The sequence below is a fragment of the Micromonospora sp. Utrum1 genome (assembly GCF_057197805.1).
Genome location: NZ_CM170071.1, coordinates 1715806 through 1739519, shown reverse-complemented (window position 1 = coordinate 1739519; position 23714 = coordinate 1715806). Strand labels below are relative to the sequence as shown.

Below are 23714 nucleotides of genomic sequence, written 5' to 3'. Positions count from 1 at the left end.
GACGACACGTGCGGCCGCCCCGGGTGGGGACGGCCGCACAATGTCGGTGGAGCGGGTGTCAGTGCACGGTCACCGTGGCGCCCGGCACCAGGCCGCGCAGCTCCTCGGGGATCTCGGCGCCCATCTCGTCGGCGATCCGCAGCGCCTCCTCGATCAGCGTCTCCACGATCTGACCCTCGGGCACGGTCTTGACGACCTGGCCCTTGACGAAGATCTGGCCCTTGCCGTTGCCGGAGGCGACGCCGAGGTCGGCCTCGCGGGCCTCGCCCGGGCCGTTCACCACGCAGCCCATGACGGCGACGCGCAGCGGCACCGGCAGCCCCTCCAGGCCGGCGGTGACCTCCTCGGCCAGCTTGTAGACGTCGACCTGGGCGCGGCCGCAGGACGGGCAGGAGACGATCTCCAGGCCCCGCTCGCGCAGGCCCAGCGACTCCAGGATCGCGGTGCCGACCTTGATCTCCTCGACCGGCGGGGCGGAGAGCGAGACCCGGATGGTGTCGCCGATCCCCTCGGCCAGCAGCGCGCCGAACGCCACCGCGGACTTGATGGTGCCCTGGAAGGCCGGGCCGGCCTCGGTCACACCCAGGTGCAGCGGGTAGTCGCACTTCTCGGCGAGCTGCCGGTACGCCCGGATCATCACCACCGGGTCGTTGTGCTTGACCGAGATCTTGATGTCGCGGAAGCCGTGCTCCTCGAAGAGCGAGCACTCCCAGAGCGCCGACTCGACCAGCGCCTCGGCGGTGGCCTTGCCGTACTTGGCGAGGAGGCGCTTGTCCAGCGAGCCGGCGTTCACGCCGATCCGGATCGGCACGCCCGCGTCGCCGGCCGCCCGGGCGATCTCCTTGACCTTGTCGTCGAACTGCCGGATGTTGCCCGGGTTCACCCGGACCGCGGCGCAGCCGGCGTCGATCGCCGCGAAGACGTACTTCGGCTGGAAGTGGATGTCGGCGATCACCGGGATCTGCGACTTCTTGGCGATCGCGGGCAGCGCCTCGACGTCGTCCTGGGACGGCACGGCCACCCGGACGATCTGACAGCCGGACGCGGTGAGCTCGGCGATCTGCTGGAGGGTGGCGTTCACGTCGGCGGTCAGGGTGGTGGTCATGGACTGCACCGAGACCGGCGCGCCCCCACCGACCGGCACCGAACCGACCATGATCTGGCGGCTGGCCCGGCGCGGGGCGAGCGGCGGCGGCGGTACGGGGGGCATACCGAGACTGACAGCGGTCACTTCAGGCACTCACCTTGAGAAGAGCGTGATGGGGTTGACGACGTCCGCGGTGACGGTCAGCAGCGTGAACGCGCCACCGATGAGGATCACCGCGTACGTGAGGGGCATGAGCTTGAGGTAGTCGACCCGGCCCGGGTCGGCGCGACCGATCCGGGCGTAGAGCCAGGAGCGGGCCCGCTCGAACCAGGCGATGGCGATGTGGCCGCCGTCCAGCGGGAGCAGCGGCAGCAGATTGAACACGCCGATGAAGAAGTTGAGCGAGACGAAGAGCATGAAGAACCCGTACCAGGCGTCGTTCGCCACGAACTCGCCACCGAGCCGGCTCGCGCCGACCACGCTGATCGGGGTGTCCATGTCCCGCTCGCCGCCGGTGACAGCGGTCCAGAGGGCGGGGACCTTCTGCGGGATCCGCTGCATGGCGTGCGCGGTCTGCACCGCCATGTTGCCGGTGAAGTCGGCGGTGGCGCCGAACGCGGCGATCGGCCCGTACTCGATCCGGCTCGGGGTGGTGGGCTGGAGCATGACGCCGAGCGCGGAGACCGGCGAGGTGGCCCCCTTCGGGTCGTTCAGCGGCGGCCGCTGCACCGCGGCCAGGTCGACCTTGGCGGTGGCCGGGGCGCCGTCCCGGACGTAGTCGATGGTGGCCAGGCCGGGCGGGGTGGTGCGGACCACGTCCAGCATGTCGCCCCAGGTGGAGACCGGCTTGCCGTTCACGGCGGTGATCCGGTCGCCGTCCTTGAGCTGGGCCTTGCTGGCGGGGCTGGCCGGGTCGCCGGCCTGGCAGTTGCGGTTGGCGTTCTCCACCACCACGCACGGGGCCAGGACGATCACGGCCGGCTCGGTCTTGAGACCCTCGGTGGTGGTCGGGGCCTTGGGGTTGGGCAACCCGACCGAGACCGCCATCACCCAGAGCGCGCCGAGAGCCAGGGCGAAGTGGGTGATGGAGCCGGCGGACATGACGATCGTCCGCTTCCACACCGGGTAGCGCCACATGGCGCGCTTCTCGTCCCCCGGCTCGACGTCGTCGTCCTGCGGGGTCATGCCGACGATCTTGCAGAAGCCGCCGAGCGGGACGCCCTTCACGCCGTATTCGGTCTCGCCGCGCCGGAAGGACCAGAGCGTCGGGCCGAAGCCGACGAAGTAGCGGGTGACCTTCATCCCGAACGCCTTGGCGGTGATCATGTGCCCCGCCTCGTGCAGGCTCACCGAGACGAGAATGAACACGGCGAACAGCACGACCCCGAGCAGGTTTGCCATCAGGCTCCTTCCAGCGACCCGACGATGATCGTCTGGGCGTGCGCCCGTGCCCACGACTCGGCGGCGAGCACGTCCTCGACGGTACCTGGTTCGGCGAAGTCCGGAGCGTCCTCCAACACCCGCTCGAGGGTGTCGACGATGCCCAGGAAGGGCAGCCGGCCGGCCACGAAAGCCGCCACGCACTCCTCGTTCGCCGCGTTGTAGATCGCCGGCCGGCAGCGCCCGGCCTCGCCGGCCGCCTTGGCCAGCGCCACCGCCGGGAAGGCGGCGTCGTCGAGCGGAAAGAACTCCCAGCCGTGGGACTTTGTCCAGTCGACCGCGGCGGCGGCCCCGGGCACCCGGTCCGGCCAGCCGAGGCCGAGGGCGATGGGCAACCGCATGTCCGGCGGGCTGGCCTGGGCCAGGGTGGAGCCGTCGGCGAACTCGACCATCGAGTGGATCACCGACTGCGGGTGGACCATCACCTCGATGTCGGCGTAGGGCACGTCGAACAGCTCGTGCGCCTCGATCACCTCGAGGGCCTTGTTGACCATGGTGGCGGAGTTGATCGTCACCACCGGCCCCATGTTCCAGGTCGGGTGGGCGAGCGCCTGCTCCGGCGTGACCTCGGTCAACTCGTCGCGCCGCCGGCCCCGGAACGGCCCGCCGCTGGCGGTCACCACGAGCCGGCGCACCTCACCCCGGGTGCCCCCGCGCAGGCACTGCGCCAGCGCCGAGTGCTCCGAGTCGACCGGAACGATCTGCCCCGGCCGCGTCACCGCGGCCCTGACCAGCGGGCCGCCGGCCACCAGCGACTCCTTGTTGGCCAGGGCGAGGGTACGCCCGGCGCGCAGCGCGGCCAGGGTCGGCGCGAGCCCGAGCGAGCCGACCACCCCGTTGAGCACCACGTCGCAGGGCCACCCGGCCAGCTCGGTCATCGCGTCCGGCCCGGCCACGATCTTGGGGAGCTTGAAGTCGCCGGTGGCCCAGCCGCGCCGGCTCGCCTCGGCGTAGAACGCGAGCTGGAGATCCTGGGCGGCGGACGCCCGGGCCACCCCGACCGCCTCCACGCCCAGCTCCAGCGCCTGCGCGGCGAGCAGTTCCACGTTGCCGCCGCCGGCGCCGAGGGCCACCACCCGGAACCGGTCCGGGTTGCGCCGGACGATGTCGATGGCCTGGGTGCCGATCGAGCCGGTCGAGCCGAGCAGGACGAGGGAACGGGGAGACGTCACCCGCCCATTCTTCCCCAGCCCTCCTGAGCGCCCGCTGGGAGCCTCACTCCCCCGCGTCCGACTCCTCCGCCGGCGCCTCCTCGTCGAGCAGGTCGGCCGGATCGACGCTGAACTCGAACGGCTGCCGCATGACGAAGGTGGCGCCGGCCGCGGCGGCGGCGAGGGGCCGGTACTCCCCGCCTGTCCGCTACGGACGGGCTCAGGCGACGGTCGCGGCGAGGATCAGGGCTACAGGCAGCCGCTCCGGGATCAGCTGCACCACGGCCAGGAGGCAGAGCGCGATACCGGTGCCGCGGTACGGCGGCGACTTGCCGTTCGTGGCGAACGATAGGTCTCCAAGATCCGGCACGCCCTACCCGGCGGCGGCGATGCGACGGGCGGCCTCCTCCGCCGGCTGGCCGAGCAGGCCCCGGGCGTGCAGGAAGGCGAGCAGCTCGTCGCGTTGCTCCGCGTCCAGCCCGTCGACCCGGGCGGGGAGCACCTGGTAACGGCCGATCCGGAAGATCAGGTGGTACGGGACGGGCTCGACCCGTTCCACGGCGGGCCAGCGGACCAGACAGTCCATCAGCTCGCCGTCGTAGCGCACCCCCTCGTCGCCGACAGCCCAGAGGATGGGGCGGCCGTAGACCTTCCAGTTGATGCTGACCGTGCGGCGGTCGGCCCACCAGGCGATCAGCGCGAGCGCGACGGAACCGGCACTTGCGATCACCACCCCGGGGGTGTCACCCACGGACCACGCCAGGAGAGCCAGCAGCGCCATCACGCCGGCGCAGACCCAGTACAGGAGCAGGGTCCGGCGGAAGGCCCGGCGAAGCGCGACGCCGAGCAGCCTCCGATCCGGCTGCGTCATGAAGGTGATCAGCACGAGCGGACACGATACGGCCGCCGCTCGCCGGACGGCTACGCCGGGCGGGCCAGCACGAAGGTCTCCAGGTCCGCGCCGCCGTACCAGTCGGTGCGGGTGCCGAGGTGGGTCATGCCGAGTCGGCGGGCCACCGCCATGGACGGCTCGTTGCCGGCCATCACCACGGCGTAGACCTGCCGGGTGCCGGTGGCGAACTCGCGCTCCAGCACGGCCCGGGCCGCCTCGGTGGCGTAGCCGTGCCCCTGGGCGTCGGGGTGCAGGTGCCAGCCCACCTCGATGTCGTCGGTGGGGGTGACCCCGTCGCGCCCGGGCAGCGGCTTGAGCAGGACGCTGCCGACCGCCCGGCCGGCCTCGCGCGGCTCGATCGCCCAGAGACCCCAGCGGCCGGCGTACGGCGCGTAGCGCTCGCGCCAGGAGTGCACCCGTTCGCGCGCCTCGGCGGGGTCGGTCATCCGCCCGGCGCCGCCGCCCAGCCAGCGCATCACCTCGTGGCGGGAGTAGATGTCGTAGATCCGGGCCAGGTCGTCCGGCGACTCCGTCCAGTCGCGGACCACCAGCCGCTCGGTCGAGGTGATCACACGCCGGATCGTAATGCGTGCCGGGTCACCCCAGGGGGAACGAGGGTGCGATGGGCGAGCGGTGGCAGCGGTCGAGACGGATCACCGGCGCGGCGTTCCGGCCGGTACGCGGGCGGGACCTCTCGCTGCACGCCGCCGCGATCACCTTCTACGGGGCGATCGCCGTGGTGCCGGTGGCGCTGCTGGCGATCTGGCTCACCGGGCTGGTGGCCGGGGACGAGCGGGTGCGCCGGCTCGCCACGTACGCGATCGACACGCTGCCCACCGACATCGGCGCCAACCGGGCGGTGGCGGCGCTGGTGGAGGCCGGGTTGGGCCTGACCCCGCTGCTGGCGCTGACCTCGCTGCTGCCGGCGTCGCTCTACGGTGAGGGGCTGCGTCGGGCGTTCGTCTCGGTCGCCACCCCACGCGGCCAGGCCGAGACCCTGGTCGGCTGGCGGGGTCGGCTGCTGCTGCTCCCGCTGCTCGCCCCGGCCCCGGCGCTGCTGCTGTCGGTCCTGCTGGGGCTGCCGCTCACCACCCACCTGGTCAGGCAGGGCGGCTGGTTGGGGGCGCTCGGTGTGGTGCTCTCCTTCCTGGCGACCTGGCTGGTGCTCACCCCGGTGCTGGTCTGGCTGTTCCGGGTGGTCGGGCCGACCTCCCCGGACTGGCTCGCCACACTGGGCCTGGGCTCGTTCACCGCGGCGAACCTCTCCGGTTTCCTGCACGGCTTCGTGCTGTTCTGCTCGCTGCCGCTGGACCTGGGGGCGCCGTTCGGCGGGTTCGACGAGATCGGCGGCGGGGTGGCCGTGCTGCTCTGGCTCTACCTGTTCCACGTGATCGTGCTGGCCGGCTACTCGGCCACCCTGGCGCTGAGCCGGTGGCGGGCCGCCCGGCTCGCGGCCCGCGCCTGACCGGCGGCGGGCCGGCCGACAGCTCGATCAGCGGCTCCCTCCCGCCGGCCACCGAACCGCACTAGGCTGCCCGGGCATGAGCGAAGCGAGTGAGCTGCCGTCCCGCGCCGACGTCGTCGTGGTCGGCTCCGGGCACAACGGCCTGGTCTCGGCGATCCTGCTGGCCCGCGCCGGCCTCGACGTGCTGGTGCTGGAGGCGGCCGAGGTGATCGGCGGGGCCACCCGCACGGAGAACCCGTTCCCGAAGGTGCCCGGGCTGCGGCACTCCACCGGCTCGTACCTGCTCGGGCTGATGCCGCCGGAGCTGCTCGCCACCCTCGACGTGACGATCCCGGTGCTGCGCCGCGACCCGCACTACTTCCTGCCCACCCCGGGCGGGCTCGGCTCGCCGTACCTGCTCTTCGGCAGTGACACGGCGAGCACCCGGCGGCAGCTCGCGGAGTTCTTCTCCCCCGCGGACGTGGCCGCCGACGACGCGCTCCAGGCCGAGCTGGCCCAGCTCCGGGAGGACCTGGCGCCCGCCTGGCTGGCCGAGCCGCTGCCGGTGGCGGAGACCGCCGAGCGGTACGTCCGGCCCGCCCTCCGGCAGGTCTTCGTCGACCTGGTCCGCGGCTCGGTCGCCGACTACCTGGCCCGCTTCGACTTCCGCTCCGAGCTGCTGGTCAGCATGTACGCGGTCACCGACGGCCTCTCCGGGCTGAACGCCGGCCCGGACGACCCGGGCACCGGGCACAACTTCCTGGTGCACAACATGTGCCGGCTGCCCGGGTCGGAGGGCACCTGGATGATCGCCCAGGGCGGCATGGGCACGGTCTCCCGGACCTTCGCCGAGGCCGCCCGCGCGGCCGGCGCCCGCATCGTGACCGGTACGCCGGTCACCGCCGTCACGCTCAACGGCGCGGCGGCCGGCGGGGTGGTGCTGGCCGACGGGCGGGAGGTGGCCGCCTCCGTGGTGCTCGGGGCCTGCGACCCGTACCGGTTGATGGAGCTGCTGCCCGACGGCGCGCTCCCGGCGGAGCTCGACGCCCGGATGGCGGCGGTCCGCCGGCCCGGCACCACGCTCAAGCTCAACCTGGCGCTCACCGGACTGCCCCGGTTCGGCTGCCTGCCGGCGGACGCGCCGAGCCCGTTCGGCTCCACCATCCACCTGCTCCCCGGCTCGGCCTCGCTGGTCGGCGCCGGCGGCGAGCCGCCGATGGCCGCGCTGCGCGCCATGTGGGCGGACGTGCAGGCCGGGCGGCTGCCCGAGGAACCGACCATCGAGTGGTACCTGCACACCACGGTCGACCCGTCGCTCTCCGACGGCGCCGGGCACCACTCGTCGGCGCTCTTCGTCCAGTCGGTCCCCTACGAGCTGGCCGGCACCACCTGGGACGCGGCGCTGCCCGGCTACGTCGACCGCCTGATCGACATCTGCGAGCGGTACGCCCCCGGCACCCGCGACCTGATCGCCGACGCGGTGCCGCTGCCCCCGCCGGGCATCGAGGCGCACTTCGGCATCACCGGCGGGCACATCCACCACGTCGACAACACCGTCTCGTTCACCGATCGGATGCCCTACGCCACCGGGATCGACGGCGTCTACGCGGGCAGCGCCGGCTGCCACCCGGCCGGCAGCGTGATCGGCGCGGCCGGCCACAACGCCGCCCAGCGGATCCTCAGCGACCTCGGTCGCTGACCTCGCCGCCGGCCTCGGCGGGGAAACGGGGCAGGTCGCCGGGGCGGCGGACGAGGGAGAGGCCGACGAGCAGCAGCAGGTAGAGGAGCAGGCTGAAGATCGGGTCGACGAAGACGAAGGCGAAGGCGATCGTGTAGAGCAGCGGGCGCACCACCAGCCGCCGCGAGACCGCCCGGGCCAGTTGCGGGTCCAGGTCGGGGTGGAGCAGCCGGTGCCGGCGGGCCCACCACCAGCTCAGGTTGAAGAAGAGCGACTCGCCCAGCACGGTGCCGAGGTAGAGGGCGGCGGTCAGCCGCTGCTCGGTGGCGCTGCCGCGCAGGTTGTCCGACAGCAGGTCGGCGGTGAACGGGATCGCCGCCACGAAGAGCAGCACGAGCAGGTTGAACATGAGCAGCACCTGGTCGACCCGGACCACGTACCGCCACATGTTGTGATGGCCGAGCCAGATCTGGCCCGCGATCCCGAAGGTGATCACGTAGGCCAGATAGGTCGGCCAGGCGTGGACGAGGGCTTCCGGCAGTTCCCTCCCGGGATCCCGGGCCGGGCCGTTCTGGAGCAGTTCGACGGCCATCACCGTCAGGACGACCGCGAAGACGCCGTCGCTGAACGTCTCCACCCGGGAGGCGTCCCGGTCCATCTCCCGGTCACGCCGGTAGCGGTAGTCCCTCTCCCTCGCGTCCGCCTCCGTCACGCCGCCCCCTTCCCGACCTGATGGTCACCTGGCGGGGGGCGGCGTGCGGGGGAAACTCAGCTGACGGCCTCGCCCGCGGGGGCGGCGGTGTCGGCGTCCGCCCGGTGGGCGCGGATCTTGTGCCCGACGCTGGTGAGGCAGCGGCCGCTCGGCATGTCGAACTTCCAGCCGTGCAGCTGGCAGGTGAGCTGGTCGCCCTCCACAATGCCGAACCGGCTCAGGTCCGCCTTGAGGTGCGGGCAGCGGCGCTGCACCACCCAGCCGTCGATGGTGATGTCCTCGGCGTCGACGGCCCGCTCGTGCTCGTCGTACCAGCCCTCGGCGTACTGGAGGCGCTCCTCCGAGAGGCACTTGAAGAACGCGTAGACGAACTCGTTGTACTGGCCGATCCGGGCCGCGGAGAACCGGCAGGAGAGGAAGAGCGAGTTGACCCAGTCCACCTCGCCGATGTGCAGCAGGTGCTCGACCAGCGCCCGCTCGGTACGGAACCGGTAGCGGACCTTCTCGTCCGCGTACGGCCGGACCTCCTTGCCCGGGAAGTCCACCACGATCGACTCGACGCTCTCGCCGTCGTAGCCGACCAGGTCGAAGCGGACCGGTCCGCCGACGCCCTTGGCCAGGTAGATCGACTCGTCGAGCAGCGGCTCGATCCGGCGCTTCATCTCGCCGAGCACGTCCACCTCGGGGTGCCGCCAGGACGCCTTCTCCGCCTCGATGATCGGGCGCTTGCGCTCCCGCATCTCGTCCAGGTGGGCGCGCTTGTTCGCGAAGAACTCCTCGACCGGCACCGGGTGGGTGGTGGTCGCGCCCTCGGTGGTGACCTCGGCGACGCTGCCCGGCAGCAGCACGATGCCGTTGGTCCCGCCGACCTTGGCGTATTCGGCCAGGAACACCGACTGGTCGGGGAAGATGTTCCCCTCGTCGCCGAAGACGTCGTTGAACTGGAACAGCTCGTCGTCGAGGAAGCAGGGCGGCCCGGCGATCGGGAAGACGTGGTCGGCCTTCAGGTCGTCGATGTAGCGCCAGGTGCGGTCGAACTGCCGGTCGCGCTTCTGCTTGCCGAACGCGGTCTTCGCCGCCTGCGGCAGCTCGTAGACCATCGGGTACCAGATCGCGCCGGAGAACTGGAGCAGGTGGGCGTGCACGTGGCCCAGCTCGGCGAAGACGCTCAGGTCGGTCGGGCGGGCGTCGTTCTGGTTGAGCAGCCGGACTCCGTCGTACTCGACCCAGAGCGAGGAGTCGCCGATCGGGCCGTCGGTCGGGCTGGTCAGCGCCTGGATCATGATCTTCAGACCGCCGGGCAGCTCCACGACCTGCTCGTTCGGGGCCTTCAGGAACTTGGTGAAGCCCAGCTCCCGCAGCTCGTCCTCCATCTCCGAGGTGGGGAACTCGGGGAGCAGGACGGTGGCGTCCTTGGAGATGTGGTCCCGCAGGTGCTTGGCGTCGAAGTGGTCCCGGTGCAGGTGCGACACGTAGAGGTAGTCGCACTGGCCGAGGGCCGCCCAGTCGAGCTGGGAGTTGTCCGGGAAGGGGAACCAGGAGGCGAAGTAGGCGGGATTGACCCACGGGTCGCACAGGATGCTGCCCGCGGCCGTGTCGATCCGCATGCTGGCATGGCCCGTACCGGTCACTCGCACCGCAGTCCCCCTCAAAAAGACATCAGGCGTACGTCAAGACGCTACCGGAGGCAGTGTGGTCACCGTTCCGCGACGCCGGTAGTGACCTTGCACCCCGGGCGGGCAGGTCCAACGGCCCGGGCGTCAGGCCCGCACCGATCCCGACCAGCTCCGGCGCTCCGGTTCGGCGGCGCACCAGGCGTCCATCAGTCCGGCGATCCGGTCGGCCGGCGCCGCGAGGTACACCTGCTGCCCACCGGCGACCTGGTGGTCGGGATGCTGATCCAGGCCGCCCTCGCTGCAGCAGGCGCAGATCGGCCGGACGCCGCTGGCTGGCTCCGCCGCGTACCCCTGCTCGTGGAAGAGCGCGGAGAGCGCCCGGACGTCCTCCGGCGTGGCGGCGGCGACCTCGACGGTCGCGGTGGGCAGCTCGGAGCCCCGGAACAGCAACAGCTCGTCGAAGACGGAGAACACCTGTCCGTCGACCGTCCGCTCGCCGTTCGGGGCCCCGTCGTGCACCACGACCTCGCCGAACCGGCGACCCGACTCCGGCGTCGGCACACTCAGCACCCGGGCCCGGGCCGGGCAGAGCCGCAGGGCCCAGACGACCTCTCCCCCGGCAGCCGAATTCAGCCGGACCGGCGTGACCCCGAAGTCGCCCACGATCTCGCCGTCACCGTCGGGCACGGTCAGCCCGTAGCCGCGCCAGGCCTCCCGCGCCGTCGCCCAGTCCTCCATGATCGTCGCCGCGATGCCCAGGTTCCAGAACGCCGGGTCCTCGGCACCCCGCTTCGCCCGCGCGGCCGCCTCCCGGCCCAGCTCGTACGCCTTCGCCCAGTTGCGCAGGAACTTGTGGGCCAGCGCCGCGTCGTACCACCAGACCGGCGCCCGCCGATGGTCCGGGTGCCGCCGCACCAGCCGCTCCAGCCGCTCCCCGGCGACCGCCCAGTCTTCCGCGTCCCACGCCTCGTACGCCGCCTTGAGCAGCTTCCGATCGTCCTCGCGGGTCATGCGTCCCCCATCAGGCCGGACCCTGCGCCGGGCCCGGCACGGGGCGTGCCAGACTAACCGGAGATCCGATCGCGAGGGAAGGACCGACAGTGGCAGGAAGCGAGCCGGTAACCGCGCCAGACCAGCACAGGCCCGGACACCGCAAGTCCGGACGGATCGGGGCGGTGCTGTCGGCGGCGGTGTTGGTGCTCATGGCGCTCTGCGGCAACCACGAGGGCAACGTGGAGAACATCTGGTTGTTCGGGCTCGCGGCCCTGCTGCTGGCCATCGTCATCGGCGACGCCGTGCTGCGCCGCAACGGCCTGCGGTCCTGACCGGCGCCCACTCGGCCGGTACGCGCAAGGGCCCGCCCCCGATCGGGGACGGGCCCTTCGTCGTCGTGCGCGGGCTCAGCGGCCGAGCAGGATGTCCTGCACGTCCTTGAGCGCGGCGTCGACCTCCGCCTCGAAGTAGCCGCCGGGCACCAGCCCGAAGCGCAGGGTGTCCAGGTCCTTCGGGTTCACCGGCATCGGGTTGCGGCCCTGCATGCCGCCGAGCAGCGTCTCGAAGAACCGGTCGACCTGGTCCGGGTCGTACCCGCTGCCGAACCGGCGCACCTGGAAGCTGCGGCGGATCTGGTCCACCCGGTAGAGGTCGCTGCCGGGCGGGCCGGCCATCGGCGGGCCGACCATGGGCGGGCCACCGACCGGCGGGCCGGCCATCGGCGGGCCGGCCATCGGCGGGCCGGGCATGCCGGGGCCGCCGCCGTAGCCCTGCTCCGGGCCGCCGTAACCCTGGTCCGGGCCGTAGCCCTGCTGCGGCAGCGGCGGCGGGCCGGCCGGGCCACGGCCGCGCGGGTCGCGCAGGTCCCGCTCCGGCATCCGGAACTCGGCGGTCATGTCGGCGTGGCCGTGCCGGCCGGCCTCGAAGCCGTCGAACCGCTCGTCCTGGCCGTAGCCGCCCGGGCCGGGGGGCAGGCCGCGCGACGGCGGGCCGCCGTGCCCCATCGGGGCGCCCGGGCCCATCGGGCCGGGGCCACCCGGGCCGCCCGGGCCGCGGGGTGCGTCGTAGCCGCCGCGCGGGCCGTCGTAGCCGCCGGCGAACGCGCCGGTCGGCTCGTCGTAGCGGTTGCCGTAGCGATCGGCGGGCGGACCGGCCTGCGCGGGCATCGGCCGGGGCGGCATCGGGGGCTGCGGCACCGGCGAGAGGCCGCGGTCGTCGCGCATGGGCGGGCCGAGCCGGTCGGCCATCCGGGGGTCGCCACCGCGCCCGCCGGGGGCGCCACCGCGCTCCTCCAGCTCGGCGAGCTGCCGCTCGACCCGGTCGAGGTGCAGGTCGACCTGCCACTCGTCGTAGCCGTTGAAACGGACCCGGAAGACGACGTCGTGGACCTCCTGGGAGGCCACGGGCGCGCCGACCGGCTGGCCGGCGAGTGTCGCCTCCACCCGGTCCAGGAAGGCGTCCACCTCGTCGACCTTGTATCCCCGGCGGAGCGCCTTACGCCGGAAACGCTGACCCTGACTCGCCACTATGTCTCCTGGTCTCTACCGCTACGCCGTCACGCCGTTGCGGCGCGTGGGTCGCTGTCCCTGTCCTCGGCGGCGGCGAGCTGCCCACACGCCCCGTCGATCTCGCGACCCCGGGTGTCCCGCACGGTGGTGGACACCCCGGCGTCGCGCAACCGCCGGACGAACTCCCGCTCGACCGGCTTCGGGCTGGCGTCCCAGCGGCTGCCCGGAGTCGGGTTGAGCGGGATCAGGTTCACGTGGGCCAGCTTGCCGGCCAGCAGCCGCCCGAGCAGATCGGCTCTCCACGGCTGGTCGTTCACGTCCTTGATCATCGCGTACTCGATGGACACGCGACGCCCCGTCGTGTCCGCGTAGTCCCACGCCGCGTCCAGCACCTCGGACACCTTCCAGCGCTGGTTGACCGGCACGAGTTCGTCGCGCAGCTCATCATCGGGGGCGTGCAGCGACAACGCAAGAGTCACTGAGAGGTCTTCGCTGGCCAGTCGGCGGATGGCCGGGACCAGGCCGACTGTGGAAACGGTGATGTGCCGCTGGGACAGGCCGAGCCCCTCCGGAGCCGGAGCGACCAGCCGGCGGATCGCCGCCACCACCCGCGAGTAGTTGGCCAGCGGCTCGCCCATGCCCATGAACACCACGTGCGACAGGCGCGGCGGGGAGCCGGCCACCGCCCCCGAGGCGGCCACCCCGGCCAGGTAGACGGCCTGGTCGACGATCTCCGCGGTGGAGAGGTTGCGGGTCAGCCCGGCCTGGCCGGTGGCGCAGAACGGGCAGGCCATGCCGCAGCCCGCCTGGCTGGAGATGCAGACGGTGACCCGGTCCGGGTAGCCCATCAGCACGCTCTCCACCAGCGAGCCGTCGTGCAGCCGCCAGAGCGCCTTGCGGGTGGCGCCGTCGTCGCAGGCCATCTCGCGTACCGGGTTGAGCAGGGTGGGCAGCAGCGTGCCCGCCAGCCGCTCGCGGGTCGCCGCCGGCAGGTCGGTCATCTGGGCCGGATCGCGGACCAGACGGCCGAAGTAGTGGTTCGAGACCTGCTTGGCGCGGAACGCCGGCTCCCCCAGCTCGGTGACGAGCGCCTGCCGGCCCGGCAGGTCCAGGTCGGCGAGGTGACGGGGTGGCATCGCGGGCCGGCGGCCGCGGGCGTCGGGGTCTACGGAGATCAGCGGGAGGCTCGTCATGGCGCGTCCAGTCTGACACGCCGAACGCGGGACGCACCTGTCCGTGGGTGCCGAATCGGCCCCGGCCGGCCGGCCGAGGGGGCGTCACCCACGTGATTCACGACTCAGCCCGCCATCGGCACGAAAAGCGCCAGCAGCAGGTACGCGGTCGGCACCGCGAACAGGATCGAGTCGAGCCGGTCCATCAGGCCGCCGTGCCCGGGAAGCAGGTTGCTCATGTCCTTGACCCCGAGGTCGCGCTTGATCATCGACTCGGCGAGGTCGCCGAGCACCGCCGCGCCGGAGATCGCCACCCCGAACAGCGCGCCCCACCAGGGGGCCACGTCGAGCAGCAGCCACAGCAGCAGGGCACTGCCCGCGGCGGCCGCGGTCACCGAGCCGGCGAAGCCCTCCCAGGACTTCTTCGGGCTGATCGTGGGGGCCATCGGGTGCTTGCCGAAGGCGACGCCGGCCGCGTAGCCGCCGGTGTCGGAGAGCACCACGGCGACCAGGGTGACCAGCACCCGCAGGTGCCCGTCGTCGGGAGCGGCCGCCAGCATCGCCGCGAAACCGCCGAGGAAGGGCACGTAGACCGCGATCAGGGTGGCCGCGGTGAGGTCGCGCTGATAGTTGCCGGGGCCGTCGCCCAGCCGCCAGATCATCGTGCCCAGCACGGTGACCAGCAGCCCGAGGCAGAGCGCGTCCGGGCCGGCGAACCAGGCCAGCCCGATGGTGATCACGCCACCGGCCATCAGCGGCACCAGCGGCGGGTGGGCGCCGCTGCGGCGTACCGCGCGGGCCATCTCCCAGCAGCCGATCGCCACCGCGGCGGCGATCACGGCGAGGAACGCCGGCAGGTAGAAGAAGAGCGGCAGCACGATCGCCGCGCCCAGGGCCAACCCGACACCGATCGCGGCCGGTAGGTTGCGGCCCGCCTTGGAGGTCTTCGGCTGGACGGTCGGGGGACGGTCCGCGCTGGCCCGTCGCCGGCCCCTCGACCGGCGGCCGGCCGACGGTTCGGGGTCCGGTGCGGGCTCGTCCCGCACCGCCGCGAGCTGAGTGGTCGGTTCGTCCCGTACCGGAGCGATCTGGGCGGTCGGGTAGTTGTCGTCGGGCCGGCCGAACCCGCGCTCGCGCGGGTCGGGGCCGTAGCCCGGCTCTCGCGGGTCAGGGCCGTAGCCCGAGTCGCGCGGGTCGGGGCCGTAGCCCGGCTCGTGCGGGTCGCGCTCCCACGGGTCGCGCTCCCCGCCCCGGGTCGGCCGGCGACCGCCGGGACCGGCGTCCAGGTGGCCGGGGCCGCGGGGCGCCGGCTCGTCGCGCCAGCTCCGCTCGGGGGGCGGGGGTCCGTCGTACGGCCGGCGGCCGCGCGGCCCGTCGTAGCCGTCACCCGGCCGGGCGTACGCGTCGGCGGCGGGGCGGCCGGGCGGACGCGCGTACGCCTCGGGGCCGGCGCCCGGCCGGCGCCAGGGCCCGGGCTCCAGGTCGGTCTCCGGCCAGGGCAGCGAGGGGGCCGGGCGGTCCCAGCCGCGCGGCTCGGCGTTGCCGTAGGGGTCGGGGTGGGACATCACGCACCGGCAGGCGGTACGGGAGCCACCACATGACGCAAGACCAAGACCATCCCCTACAGCCGCGAGCCGTTCCGGTTGACCGACCCGACGGCCGGCCGATCCCCGCCGTTCACCCGGTGGTGGGCGGAATCGTGCCGAGCCTACTGCACCCGGGAAGCCCGCACGGCGGACGCCGCCCGGCACGACGACGGCACCGGGCCGCCACCCGTGGCGGGCGGCGGCACACCGGTGCCGTGGCGGGTACGCGGGCGCTCAGACCTCGAGCAGCTCGTTCTCCTTGTGCTTGACCAGCTCGTCGACGGTGGCGACGAAGCGCTGGGTCAGGTCGTCCAGCTCCTTCTCCGCGCGCCGGCCCTCGTCCTCGCCGACCTCGCCGTCCTTGACCAGGCGGTCCAGCTCTTCCTTGCCCTTGCGGCGGATGTTGCGGACGGCGACCTTCGCCTCCTCGCCCTTGTGCCGGGCCACCTTGATCATCTCGCGGCGCCGCTCCTCGGTCATCTGCGGGAGCACGATGCGCAGCTGGTTGCCCTCGTTGTTCGGGTTCACCCCGAGGTCCGAGTCGCGGATCGCCTTCTCCATGGCGTTGATCTGCGAGTTGTCGTACGGCTTGATGATCACCATGCGCGGCTCCGGCACGGCGATGGACGCCATCTGCGGCAGCGGGGTCGGGCTGCCGTAGTAGTCGATCACGATCCGGGAGAACATCGCGGCGTTGGCGCGGCCGGTGCGGATGCCGCCGAACTCCTCCTTGGCGTGCTCGATGGCACGCTCCATCTTCTCCTCTGCCTCGAGGAGGGTGTCGTCGATCACCGGTCTCCTCGCCTCCTTCTGTCGCTCGTCGTGGGCTGTGCTGGTGCTGGTGGGTCGGAGGACCGCTGCCGGCTCGGCGGGGGCCGGTCAGGCGGTGATCAGCGTGCCGATCTTCTCACCGCTGACGGCACGGACGATCGTGTCGTCGCCCTGGGCGCCGAAGACCAGCATCGGCAGGCCGTTCTCCATGCAGAGGCTGAACGCCGCGGCGTCGGCCACCCGCAGGTTGCGGCGCAGCACCTCGGAGAAGGTGATCGAGTCGAGCTTGCTCGCCGTGGGGTCGATCCGGGGGTCGGCGGTGTAGACGGCGTCCACGCCGTTCTTGCTCATCAGCACCACGTCGGCGCGGATCTCCAGCGCCCGCTGGGCGGCGACCGTGTCGGTGGAGAAGTAGGGCATCCCGGCGCCCGCGCCGAAGATGACCACGCGCCCCTTCTCCAGGTGCCGGATCGCCCGCAGCGGGATGTACGGCTCGGCGACCTGGGCCATGGTGATCGCGCTCTGCACCCGGGTCTCGATGCCCTCCTTCTCCAGGAAGTCCTGGAGGGCCAGGCAGTTCATCACCGTGCCCAGCATGCCCATGTAGTCGGCGCGGGCCCGGTCCATGCCGCGCTTCTGCAGCTCCGCGCCGCGGAAGAAGTTGCCGCCACCGACCACCACGGAGACCTGCACGCCGCGCCGCACCACGGTGGCGATCTGCCGGGCGATGGCCTGCACGACGTCGGGGTCGACGCCGATGGCGCCGCCACCGAAGACCTCACCGGAGAGCTTCAGCACCACCCGGCGGGCCCGACCGGGCGGCGGGGCGGTCGGATCATCCGCCGCCAGGCTCCGGTCACTCACAACCTGCGTCATCCGCCCCGCCCCTTCCGTCGCGCACCTCGTGGGCGCCGCGAACCGCGTACCTGCCGCTGCAGACCCTATGTGACGAGGAGGCCGCGGTGCCTGTCACGTACACCGGCGGCCTCCTGGTCGAAGTTTTCCCTGCGCCCGGGCGCGTCATGCGTCCGGCGCGGCGGTTCAGGCCTGGCCGACCTCGAACCGCACGAAGCCGGTGACCTCGATGCCGGCGTCGGCCAGCAGCTGCTTCACCGTCTTCTTGTTGTCGGCGACCGACGCCTGCTCCAGCAGGACGAAGTCCTTGAAGAACGCGTTGACCCGGCCTTCGACGATCTTCGGCAGCGCCGCCTCGGGCTTGTTCTCCTCGCGGGCGGTCTGCTCGGCGATGCGCCGCTCTGACTCGACGGTCTCGGCCGGAACCTCGTCGCGGGTCAGGTACTTCGGGCGCATGGCGGCGATCTGCATGGCCACGCCGCGGGCGTCCGCGTCGCCGGCCTCGTCCGCCTTGCCGGAGTACTGCACCAGAACGCCGACCGCCGGGGGCAGGTCCTGGCTCTTGCGGTGCAGGTAGACCGCGGTGGTGCCCTCGAGCTTGGCGAAGCGGTTCAGCACCAGCTTCTCGCCGATCTTGGCGGACTGCTCCTGGATCAGGTCGGCCACGCTCTTGCCGTCGATGGTGCTGGCGAGCAGCTCCTCGGCGTTGGTCGCGCCGCTAGCCACGCCGTGCTCGACCAGCTGCTGGGCCAGCGCGATGAAGGCGTCGTTCTTGGCGACGAAGTCGGTCTCGCAGTTGAGCTCGAGCAGCGCCTGGCCGGCGTGGGCGATGAGGCCGTTGGCGGCGGTGCGCCCGGCCCGCTTGCCGACGTCCTTGGCACCCTTGACGCGCAGGATCTCGATGGCCTTGTCGAAGTCGCCCTCGGCCTCGGTCAGCGCCTTCTTGGAGTCCATCATGCCGGCGCCGGTGAGGTCGCGGAGCTTCTTGACGTCCGCGGCGGTGAAGTTGGACATGACTCTCTCTTCGGTGTTTGAGACTGCGTGGGATGGTCTGGCTGCCGGTTACCCGGATCCGGCCCGGTTCTGCCCGGCGTACCCGTCGCGCCCCACCGGCCGGGAAATCGGACGGTGGGGACGCGACGGCGAGATCACTCCGCGGCGGCGGTCGCCGGCTGCTCGGCGGTCGCCGGCTGCTCGGCGGTCGCCGGCTGCTCGGCGGTCGCCGGCTGCTCGGCGGTCGCCGGCTGCTCGGCGGCGGTCGCCGGCTGCTCGTCGGCCTTCTTCGGCTCCTCGAGCAGCTCGCGCTCCCACTCGGCCAGCGGCTCGTCGGCGCCGACCTGGCCCGGCTCGGGCTTCTCGTCGCCGCCACGGCCACGGCCGGAGCGGGCGATCAGACCGTCGGCGACGGCGGCGGCGACGACCTTGGTCAGCAGCTCGGCCGAGCGGATCGCGTCGTCGTTACCCGGGATCGGGAAGTCGACCTCGTCCGGGTCGCAGTTGGTGTCGAGCACGGCGATCACCGGGATGCCCAGCTTGCGGGCCTCGTCGACGGCGATGTGCTCCTTCTTGGTGTCGACGATCCAGACCGCGGCCGGAAGCTTCTGCATGTCGCGCAGGCCGCCGAGGGTCTTGGTCAGCTTCACCTTCTCGCGGGAGAGCTGAAGGGTCTCCTTCTTGGTGTAACCGGCGGCGGTGCCGCTCAGGTCACCCAGGGCCTCGAGCTCCTTCATCCGCTGGAGCCGCTTGTACACCGTCTGGAAGTTGGTCAGCATGCCGCCGAGCCAGCGGTGGTTGACGTACGGCTGGCCGACCCGGGTCGCCTGCTCGGCGATGGCCTCCTGGGCCTGCTTCTTGGTGCCCACGAAGAGGATGCTGCCGCCCCCGGCCACCGTGGTGCGCACGAACTCGTACGCCTTCTCGATGTAGTCGAGGGTCTGGCGCAGGTCGATGATGTAGATACCGTTGCGCTCGGTGAAGATGAAGCGCTTCATCTTCGGGTTCCAGCGCCGGGTCTGGTGCCCGAAGTGGACACCGCTTTCCAGCAGCTGGCGCATGGTCACGACGGCCATGGTGGGTACTCCCTGTTCATCCCTGGTTGTCCCGTCCGGCCGGCGGCCGGACGCCTGGCGCCCGGTCGTCGGCCAGGGTGGGCCCGATCAAGATCGGGACCAGGGAGGCCGTCGCTCCACGAGAGGTCCGTGGAGAGGGCGCGCGAGGTCGACCGCGCAAGGCGGTCGCCAGTCGACCAGTGTACGCCCCTGCACCTCCCCCCGGTCCCGGGGTTCGGGAACCCCCCATCCTTACCCTTTCCGGACGCCTCAGGGCACCCTCGCCGCCATCCCCTGGAGTTGACGGGTCGGAGACGGCCGAAGGTGGCGGTGCGGGCGGGAGGTCCGGTCGCCGACGGTCAGCGGGCGGCGAGGGCGGCGGCGAGGAAGAGCACCAGCCCGACGGTCAGGTAGGCGGTCGGCGGGCGGAGCCAGCCGCGGCTGCCGTCGGCGAGCGCCAACCCTCCGGTTCGCAGCCCGTAAAGGCCGGTGCCGAAGATCGGCAACCCGACCACCAGGAACGTGCCCACCACGACGTGCGACGTGGAGACCGGGTCACCGACCAGGCCACGCAGCAGCACCCGCAGCGCGGGGACCTCCAGGACCAGCACCATCACCGCCAGCAGCACCGCGAGGGCCGGACGGCGGGTCCGGTAGACGCCGTCGCCGGGCGGCGGACCGTCGAACCGGGGCGCGACCGACGGCATCGGGCCGGTCGGCATCTCCAGCGGGTGCGGATTCGGCCCGGCCGCCGTCTCCGGCGCGGGGACACCCGGGCGCTCCCCGACGATCAGCGGGGTCGCCGCACCGGGGCCCGGCCGGTCCCCCACGCCGCTCGGCGGCGGGCCGGCGTGGGTCGGCTCGACGGGACGCCCCGGCTCCACGACCGGGTAGCCGCCCAGCGGGGCGGGACGCAGGGGGTCGACGACGCGGTCCGCGCCGAGCGGGTCGAGGGCACCCCGCGGGCCTACGCCGAAGGCCTCCACGCTGCTGCGGGAGACACCGCCGAACGGGTCGCCGGCGTTGGGCGGCGCCGCGCCGAACTGGTCACCGGCGCTGTGCGGGGCCGCGCCGAGCGGGTCGGCGGCTTCGCGGGCCGCCCGCCGGCCGCCGCGCTCCCCCGGCAGCTCGCCGGAGGTCTCCACCGGGTCGGCCGGCCGGCGCGACCGCCAGCTGTCCGTGTCGTCCCTCAGCGGATCGGCGGTCCCGAACCGGCCCGGGTCGCCGTACGGGTTCTCGCCCGTGCGCTGCTCCGGGGCACGGAAGTCGTCGTCGCGGTAGCGCGGCTCGCCGGCGGCGCGCCACTCCGCCTCGTGCCCGCGGTCACCCCAGTGCGACCCCTGCTGATCCTCGGGAAAGCTCCGTCGTCCGTCCACGACCGGCACGGTATGCGACCGCCACCACGCGCGCCATCCGGGTCGCCCGGAACGTCGCCGCTGGTCATCGCCGCGCAGCCGGGTCATCGGTGACTGGCCGATCAGGCGCTAGCACAGCGAACGCATGATCGTCCGCCCGTCCACAGGGCGGCCCGTCGTCCACAGGGCGCCCCGCTCGGGACCCGCCGCCGGTCCGACCGCCGCACGCTGGCCGGCATGACGAAGCGGAACCAGGCCGTCGGGGCGTACGGCGAGCCGTGCGCGGTCCGGCACCTCATCGAGGCGGGGCTGCGCCCGGTCGCCCGCAACTGGCGGTGCCCCGAAGGGGAGATCGACATCATCGCCTGGGACGGGCCGGTGCTCGCCTTCTGTGAGGTGAAGACCCGGCGTACGGAGGAGTTCGGCAGCCCGGCCGAGGCGGTGGTGCGGGCCAAGGCGCGCCGGCTGCGCGGGCTGGCCGCCCACTGGCTCGCCGCGACGGGCACGGCCGCCGAGGAGGTCCGCTTCGACGTCCTCGCGGTCCGGCTTCCGGTCGCCGGCTGGCCCAGGCGAGCACCTGAGGAGCGCGTTCTGACATGAGCTACGCCAGGGTGCTCTGCGTGGGCCTGCTCGGGACGGCCGAGCACGTGGTGGAGGTCGAGGCGGACCTGGTCCCCGGGCTGCCCGGCGTGGTGATCATCGGCCTGTGCGACACCGCGCTACACGAGGCCCGGGACGCGTCCGCACGGCCATCGCACCCCTCAGCCTACTCTCGACCGACCCGCCCAAGTACGGCTCCGCGCTCGAAACCGCGAAGGTGAAGTCATGCCATGCTCAGCGCCGTGACGCGAGCCGCCATCTATGTCCGGATCAGCCGGGACCGCGAGGGAGGCGGGCTCGGCGTGGCCCGCCAGGAGTCCGACTGCCGGGAGCTGGCCCAGCGGCACGGGCTGACCGTAGCGAAGCTCTACAGCGACAACGACCTATCCGCCTACAGCGGCAAGCCGCGCCCGTCGTACCGGCGGATGCTCGATGACATCGCCGCCGCCCGCATCGACGCCGTCCTGGCCTGGCACACCGACCGGCTCCACCGCTCCCCCACCGAGCTGGAGGAGTACATCTCAGCCTGCGAGCCGCGCGGCCTGCCCACCTTCACCGTCAAGGCCGGCCCGCTCGACCTGAGCACTCCCAGCGGCCGCATGGTGGCGCGGCAGCTCGGCGCGGTGGCCCGGTACGAGATTGAGCACCAGATCGAGCGGCAGCAGCGGGCAAAGCTCCAGGCCGCCGCCGATGGGCGATGGGCCGGCGGCCGGCGGCCGTACGGGTACGAGCCTGACGGCGTCACCCTGCGGCCGGAGGAGGCCCGGGCGGTTGCCGAGGCCACCGACGCGATCCTGTCCGGCGCGAGCCTGCGCGGTCAGGCGGCCGAGATGAACGCCCGGGGGTTGCTCACGTCGACCGGGCGGCCGTGGACAGCCACCGAGCTGCGAAAGGTGCTGCTGCGCGCCCGGAACGCCGGCCTACGGGAGCATCGTGGCGAAATCGTCGGGCCGGCCGCGTGGCCGCCAGTGGTCGACGAGGACCGGTGGCGAGCGCTGGTGTCCGCGCTGACCCACCCCGGCCGCCGTACGCAGTGGTCGTCGGCCCGCCGATGGCTGCTAAGCGGGCTGGCGGTGTGCGGGGTGTGCGGCGAGCCGATGCGCGCCACCCTGCAGAACAGCGCTCGCCGCGGCGTCCCGTCGTACCCCTGCAAGGCGCAGCGGTGCGTCAGCCGGAACGCCGAAGAGCTGGACGCGTACATCGGCGCGGTGGTCGTCGAGCGGCTGTCCCGGCCGGACGTCGCCGAGCTGCTCAGCGCGACCGGCGGCCCCAACACCGGCGCGCTCCAGCTCGACGTTGCCGGGCTGCGCGAACGACTCGACGGCCTGGCCGCCGCGTACGCCGACGGCGCGATCGACGTCCGGCAGCTGCGCGAGGGCTCCGAGAGGCTACGCGGCCGCCTCGCCGCAGTTGAGGACCAGCTGGCCACCGCCGGCCGCGGCAACGCCCTGGCCGGCCTGGTCGGTGCGACAGACCCCGGCACGGCGTGGGAAGGGCTCGACCTACACCGGCGCCGGGCGGTCATCGACACGCTGATGACGGTGACGGTCCACCGGACCCGGAAGGGCCGGCCGCGCGGCTGGACGCCGGGCAGCTCCTACTTCGACCCGTCCACCGTCGATATCGCGTGGAAGGCCTGAATCCCGGCGCTGCCGGTGAGATCCATAACGGGAGCGTAAGAATCTTCGTTGCTAGCGGCGGCGCGCCGGACCGGGCGCTCCGGTCGGCCGTGGCGGCCCGCTCCGCGGCCGGTGAGGCGCGGGCGGTGGCGGAGCAGGCGCTGGCCCGCACCGAGCGGCTCGGCGCGCGGGTGGTCACCCCCGAGGACGAGGAATGGCCGGCCAGGGTGGCGGACCTGCGCCGCCTGCGGCTGTCCGGGGCCGATCGCCGGGTCGACCTGGAGACCGCCCCGCCGCTCTGCTTCTGGGTCCGCGGGGCGTGGCCGCTGGGCGAGGCGCTGGGGCGGTCGGTGGCCGTGGTCGGCGCGGGCGGCCACCCCGTACGGCACGCACGTCGCCACCGAGTTGGGCTACGGGCTGGCCGACCGGGACTGGACGGTGGTTTCCGGCGGGGCGTTCGGCATCGACTCCGCCGCGCACCGGGCCGCGCTGACCGCCGGCGGGCTCACGGTCGCCGTGCTGGCCTGCGGGCTGGACCGCCCGTACCCGATGGGCAACGCCGCGCTGTTCGACGGGAGCGCCGAGACGGGCCTGCTGGTGAGCGAGTGGATGCCCGGCGCGGAGCCGCTGCGGCCTCGGTTCCTCATCCGCAACCGGGTCATCGCGGCGGCGACCACGGGCACGGTGCTGGTGGAGGCGGCGGCCCGCAGCGGCGCGACCCAGACCCTGAACCGGGCGCTCGGTGTCGGCCGGCCGGCGATGGTGGTGCCTGGGCCGGTCACCTCGGCCATGTCGGTGGGCGCACACGAGGTGCTCCGCGAGCAGCACAAGGCACGGCTGGTGACCGGCACGGCCCACGTACTGGAGGAGGTGGGGCGGATCGGCTACGACCTGGCGCCACCCGCCCGAGCGCCGGAGCGCGCGCGGGACCGGCTCGACGATGAGGCGACCCAGGTGCTGGAGGCACTGCCCCGGCGGAAGGCGATCGGCGTGGAGCGTGTCGCGGCACGCGCCGGGGTGGACCTCCGCACCGCGATGCGCAAGCTCTCCATGTTGGAGGAGTCGGCCATGGTGGTGCGCCGCGACGACGGCTACGCCCTCGCGCCGCCGCCCCAGCCCGGAACGGTGGTGGCCGGGCGCCGACGGGTGTCGGTCCGGGCCCGTCGGCTGCTCCGCCGAGCTGACCT

General features: G+C 73.1%; 21 protein-coding genes and 3 pseudogenes. 7 read left to right on the top strand and 17 right to left on the bottom strand.

The window, feature by feature from the left end:
• Nucleotides 1-58 precede the first annotated feature (58 nt).
• From ispG to AC0OLQ_RS08555, 6 genes are all read right to left on the bottom strand, one after another.
• Nucleotides 59-1231 carry a flavodoxin-dependent (E)-4-hydroxy-3-methylbut-2-enyl-diphosphate synthase gene (gene ispG / locus AC0OLQ_RS08580; protein ID WP_357338121.1) on the bottom strand — a complete coding sequence of 391 codons (1173 nt, stop codon included), beginning with the start codon at nucleotides 1229-1231 and terminating at the stop codon, nucleotides 59-61.
• Between the two features lie 9 nt (nucleotides 1232-1240).
• The gene (locus tag AC0OLQ_RS08575) at nucleotides 1241-2488 is read right to left on the bottom strand and encodes a M50 family metallopeptidase (RefSeq protein ID WP_484530888.1); all 1248 of its coding nucleotides are present in this window, start codon (nucleotides 2486-2488) and stop codon (nucleotides 1241-1243) included.
• Nucleotides 2488-3699, bottom strand: a complete 1212-nt coding sequence (gene dxr / locus AC0OLQ_RS08570; protein WP_484530887.1) for a 1-deoxy-D-xylulose-5-phosphate reductoisomerase — start codon at nucleotides 3697-3699, stop codon at nucleotides 2488-2490. The genes AC0OLQ_RS08575 and dxr overlap by 1 nt, the downstream gene beginning before the upstream one ends.
• A 199-nt stretch (nucleotides 3700-3898) precedes the next feature.
• Nucleotides 3899-4048, bottom strand: a complete 150-nt coding sequence (locus tag AC0OLQ_RS08565) for a hypothetical protein (protein ID WP_484530886.1) — start codon at nucleotides 4046-4048, stop codon at nucleotides 3899-3901.
• Between the two features lie 3 nt (nucleotides 4049-4051).
• Entirely contained in the window at nucleotides 4052-4564 is a 513-nt protein-coding gene (locus AC0OLQ_RS08560) for a YcxB family protein (protein WP_484530885.1), read from the bottom strand.
• A 35-nt stretch (nucleotides 4565-4599) separates the two neighbouring features.
• A complete protein-coding gene (locus tag AC0OLQ_RS08555) occupies nucleotides 4600-5142 on the bottom strand; it encodes a GNAT family N-acetyltransferase (protein ID WP_357338107.1) in 543 nt (180 codons plus the stop codon).
• Between the two features lie 50 nt (nucleotides 5143-5192).
• Between AC0OLQ_RS08555 and AC0OLQ_RS08550 the strand changes: the two genes are divergently transcribed.
• Nucleotides 5193-6035, top strand: coding sequence for a YhjD/YihY/BrkB family envelope integrity protein (locus AC0OLQ_RS08550; RefSeq protein ID WP_484530884.1), 843 nt, complete (start codon nucleotides 5193-5195; stop codon nucleotides 6033-6035).
• A gap of 76 nt (nucleotides 6036-6111) precedes the next feature.
• On the top strand, nucleotides 6112-7713 hold the full coding sequence (locus AC0OLQ_RS08545) for a phytoene desaturase family protein (protein WP_484530883.1): 1602 nt from the start codon (nucleotides 6112-6114) through the stop codon (nucleotides 7711-7713).
• Here the strand turns inward: AC0OLQ_RS08545 and AC0OLQ_RS08540 are convergent.
• From AC0OLQ_RS08540 to AC0OLQ_RS08530, 3 genes are all read right to left on the bottom strand, one after another.
• Nucleotides 7694-8350, bottom strand: a complete 657-nt coding sequence (locus tag AC0OLQ_RS08540; RefSeq protein WP_357338285.1) for a TMEM175 family protein — start codon at nucleotides 8348-8350, stop codon at nucleotides 7694-7696. The two genes, AC0OLQ_RS08545 and AC0OLQ_RS08540, sit on opposite strands and share 20 nt — an antisense overlap.
• A 110-nt stretch (nucleotides 8351-8460) precedes the next feature.
• Nucleotides 8461-10041: a Rieske 2Fe-2S domain-containing protein gene (locus tag AC0OLQ_RS08535; RefSeq protein ID WP_484530882.1), complete on the bottom strand. Its 1581-nt coding sequence runs from the start codon at nucleotides 10039-10041 to the stop codon at nucleotides 8461-8463.
• A gap of 123 nt (nucleotides 10042-10164) precedes the next feature.
• Complete coding sequence (locus AC0OLQ_RS08530; protein WP_484530881.1) at nucleotides 10165-11031, bottom strand: tetratricopeptide repeat protein; 867 nt, start codon at nucleotides 11029-11031, stop codon at nucleotides 10165-10167.
• Nucleotides 11032-11120: 89 nt separating this feature from the next.
• On the opposite strand from AC0OLQ_RS08530, the gene AC0OLQ_RS08525 reads away from it, so the two are divergent.
• Nucleotides 11121-11345 (top strand): DUF2631 domain-containing protein, encoded by a 225-nt coding sequence (locus tag AC0OLQ_RS08525; protein WP_262281393.1) that lies wholly within the window; start codon nucleotides 11121-11123, stop codon nucleotides 11343-11345.
• A gap of 75 nt (nucleotides 11346-11420) precedes the next feature.
• Here AC0OLQ_RS08525 and AC0OLQ_RS08520 read toward each other — a convergent pair whose 3' ends face one another.
• The 8 genes from AC0OLQ_RS08520 to AC0OLQ_RS08485 form a co-directional block, all read right to left on the bottom strand.
• Nucleotides 11421-12539: a DivIVA domain-containing protein gene (locus AC0OLQ_RS08520; RefSeq protein ID WP_484530880.1), complete on the bottom strand. Its 1119-nt coding sequence runs from the start codon at nucleotides 12537-12539 to the stop codon at nucleotides 11421-11423.
• Between the two features lie 29 nt (nucleotides 12540-12568).
• Nucleotides 12569-13714 (bottom strand): dual-specificity RNA methyltransferase RlmN, encoded by a 1146-nt coding sequence (gene rlmN / locus AC0OLQ_RS08515; protein WP_254331751.1) that lies wholly within the window; start codon nucleotides 13712-13714, stop codon nucleotides 12569-12571.
• Between the two features lie 104 nt (nucleotides 13715-13818).
• A complete protein-coding gene (locus tag AC0OLQ_RS08510; protein WP_484530879.1) occupies nucleotides 13819-15258 on the bottom strand; it encodes a phosphatidate cytidylyltransferase in 1440 nt (479 codons plus the stop codon).
• Nucleotides 15259-15513: 255 nt separating this feature from the next.
• The gene (gene frr, locus AC0OLQ_RS08505; protein WP_091268662.1) at nucleotides 15514-16071 is read right to left on the bottom strand and encodes a ribosome recycling factor; all 558 of its coding nucleotides are present in this window, start codon (nucleotides 16069-16071) and stop codon (nucleotides 15514-15516) included.
• A gap of 87 nt (nucleotides 16072-16158) precedes the next feature.
• Nucleotides 16159-16926 (bottom strand): UMP kinase, encoded by a 768-nt coding sequence (gene pyrH, locus AC0OLQ_RS08500; protein WP_350930800.1) that lies wholly within the window; start codon nucleotides 16924-16926, stop codon nucleotides 16159-16161.
• Between the two features lie 165 nt (nucleotides 16927-17091).
• Nucleotides 17092-17919, bottom strand: coding sequence for a translation elongation factor Ts (gene tsf / locus AC0OLQ_RS08495; RefSeq protein ID WP_357338087.1), 828 nt, complete (start codon nucleotides 17917-17919; stop codon nucleotides 17092-17094).
• Nucleotides 17920-18053: 134 nt separating this feature from the next.
• Nucleotides 18054-18974 carry a 30S ribosomal protein S2 gene (gene rpsB, locus AC0OLQ_RS08490; RefSeq protein WP_484530878.1) on the bottom strand — a complete coding sequence of 307 codons (921 nt, stop codon included), beginning with the start codon at nucleotides 18972-18974 and terminating at the stop codon, nucleotides 18054-18056.
• 338 nt (nucleotides 18975-19312) lie between these two features.
• Nucleotides 19313-20338, bottom strand: coding sequence for a serine/threonine-protein kinase (locus tag AC0OLQ_RS08485; RefSeq protein WP_484530877.1), 1026 nt, complete (start codon nucleotides 20336-20338; stop codon nucleotides 19313-19315).
• 207 nt (nucleotides 20339-20545) lie between these two features.
• On the opposite strand from AC0OLQ_RS08485, the pseudogene AC0OLQ_RS08480 reads away from it, so the two are divergent.
• From AC0OLQ_RS08480 to AC0OLQ_RS08465, 4 genes and pseudogenes are all read left to right on the top strand, one after another.
• Nucleotides 20546-20903 (top strand): annotated as a pseudogene (locus AC0OLQ_RS08480) (YraN family protein).
• 1 nt (nucleotide 20904) lies between these two features.
• Nucleotides 20905-21122 (top strand): annotated as a pseudogene (locus AC0OLQ_RS08475) (ATP-binding protein); the annotation flags it as partial.
• 28 nt (nucleotides 21123-21150) lie between these two features.
• A complete protein-coding gene (locus tag AC0OLQ_RS08470) occupies nucleotides 21151-22548 on the top strand; it encodes a recombinase family protein (protein WP_484530876.1) in 1398 nt (465 codons plus the stop codon).
• A pseudogene (locus tag AC0OLQ_RS08465) lies at nucleotides 22488-23658 on the top strand (DNA-processing protein DprA); the annotation flags it as partial. The gene AC0OLQ_RS08470 and the pseudogene AC0OLQ_RS08465, both read left to right, overlap by 61 nt.
• Nucleotides 23659-23714: the final 56 nt, after the last annotated feature.

What these genes read in the sequence shown, in the direction of transcription:
- AC0OLQ_RS08575 (WP_484530888.1), bottom strand. Translation starts at nt 2,488, where the DNA reads ATGGCAAACCTGCTCGGGGTCGTGCTGTTCGCCGTGTTCATTCTCGTC.
- AC0OLQ_RS08550 (WP_484530884.1), top strand. Translation starts at nt 5,193, where the DNA reads ATGGGCGAGCGGTGGCAGCGGTCGAGACGGATCACCGGCGCGGCGTTC.
- AC0OLQ_RS08545 (WP_484530883.1), top strand. Translation starts at nt 6,112, where the DNA reads ATGAGCGAAGCGAGTGAGCTGCCGTCCCGCGCCGACGTCGTCGTGGTC.
- AC0OLQ_RS08540 (WP_357338285.1), bottom strand. Translation starts at nt 8,350, where the DNA reads ATGGACCGGGACGCCTCCCGGGTGGAGACGTTCAGCGACGGCGTCTTC.
- AC0OLQ_RS08530 (WP_484530881.1), bottom strand. Translation starts at nt 11,031, where the DNA reads ATGACCCGCGAGGACGATCGGAAGCTGCTCAAGGCGGCGTACGAGGCG.
- rlmN (WP_254331751.1), bottom strand. Translation starts at nt 13,714, where the DNA reads ATGACGAGCCTCCCGCTGATCTCCGTAGACCCCGACGCCCGCGGCCGC.
- AC0OLQ_RS08510 (WP_484530879.1), bottom strand. Translation starts at nt 15,258, where the DNA reads ATGTCCCACCCCGACCCCTACGGCAACGCCGAGCCGCGCGGCTGGGAC.
- pyrH (WP_350930800.1), bottom strand. Translation starts at nt 16,926, where the DNA reads ATGACGCAGGTTGTGAGTGACCGGAGCCTGGCGGCGGATGATCCGACC.
- tsf (WP_357338087.1), bottom strand. Translation starts at nt 17,919, where the DNA reads ATGTCCAACTTCACCGCCGCGGACGTCAAGAAGCTCCGCGACCTCACC.
- rpsB (WP_484530878.1), bottom strand. Translation starts at nt 18,974, where the DNA reads ATGGCCGTCGTGACCATGCGCCAGCTGCTGGAAAGCGGTGTCCACTTC.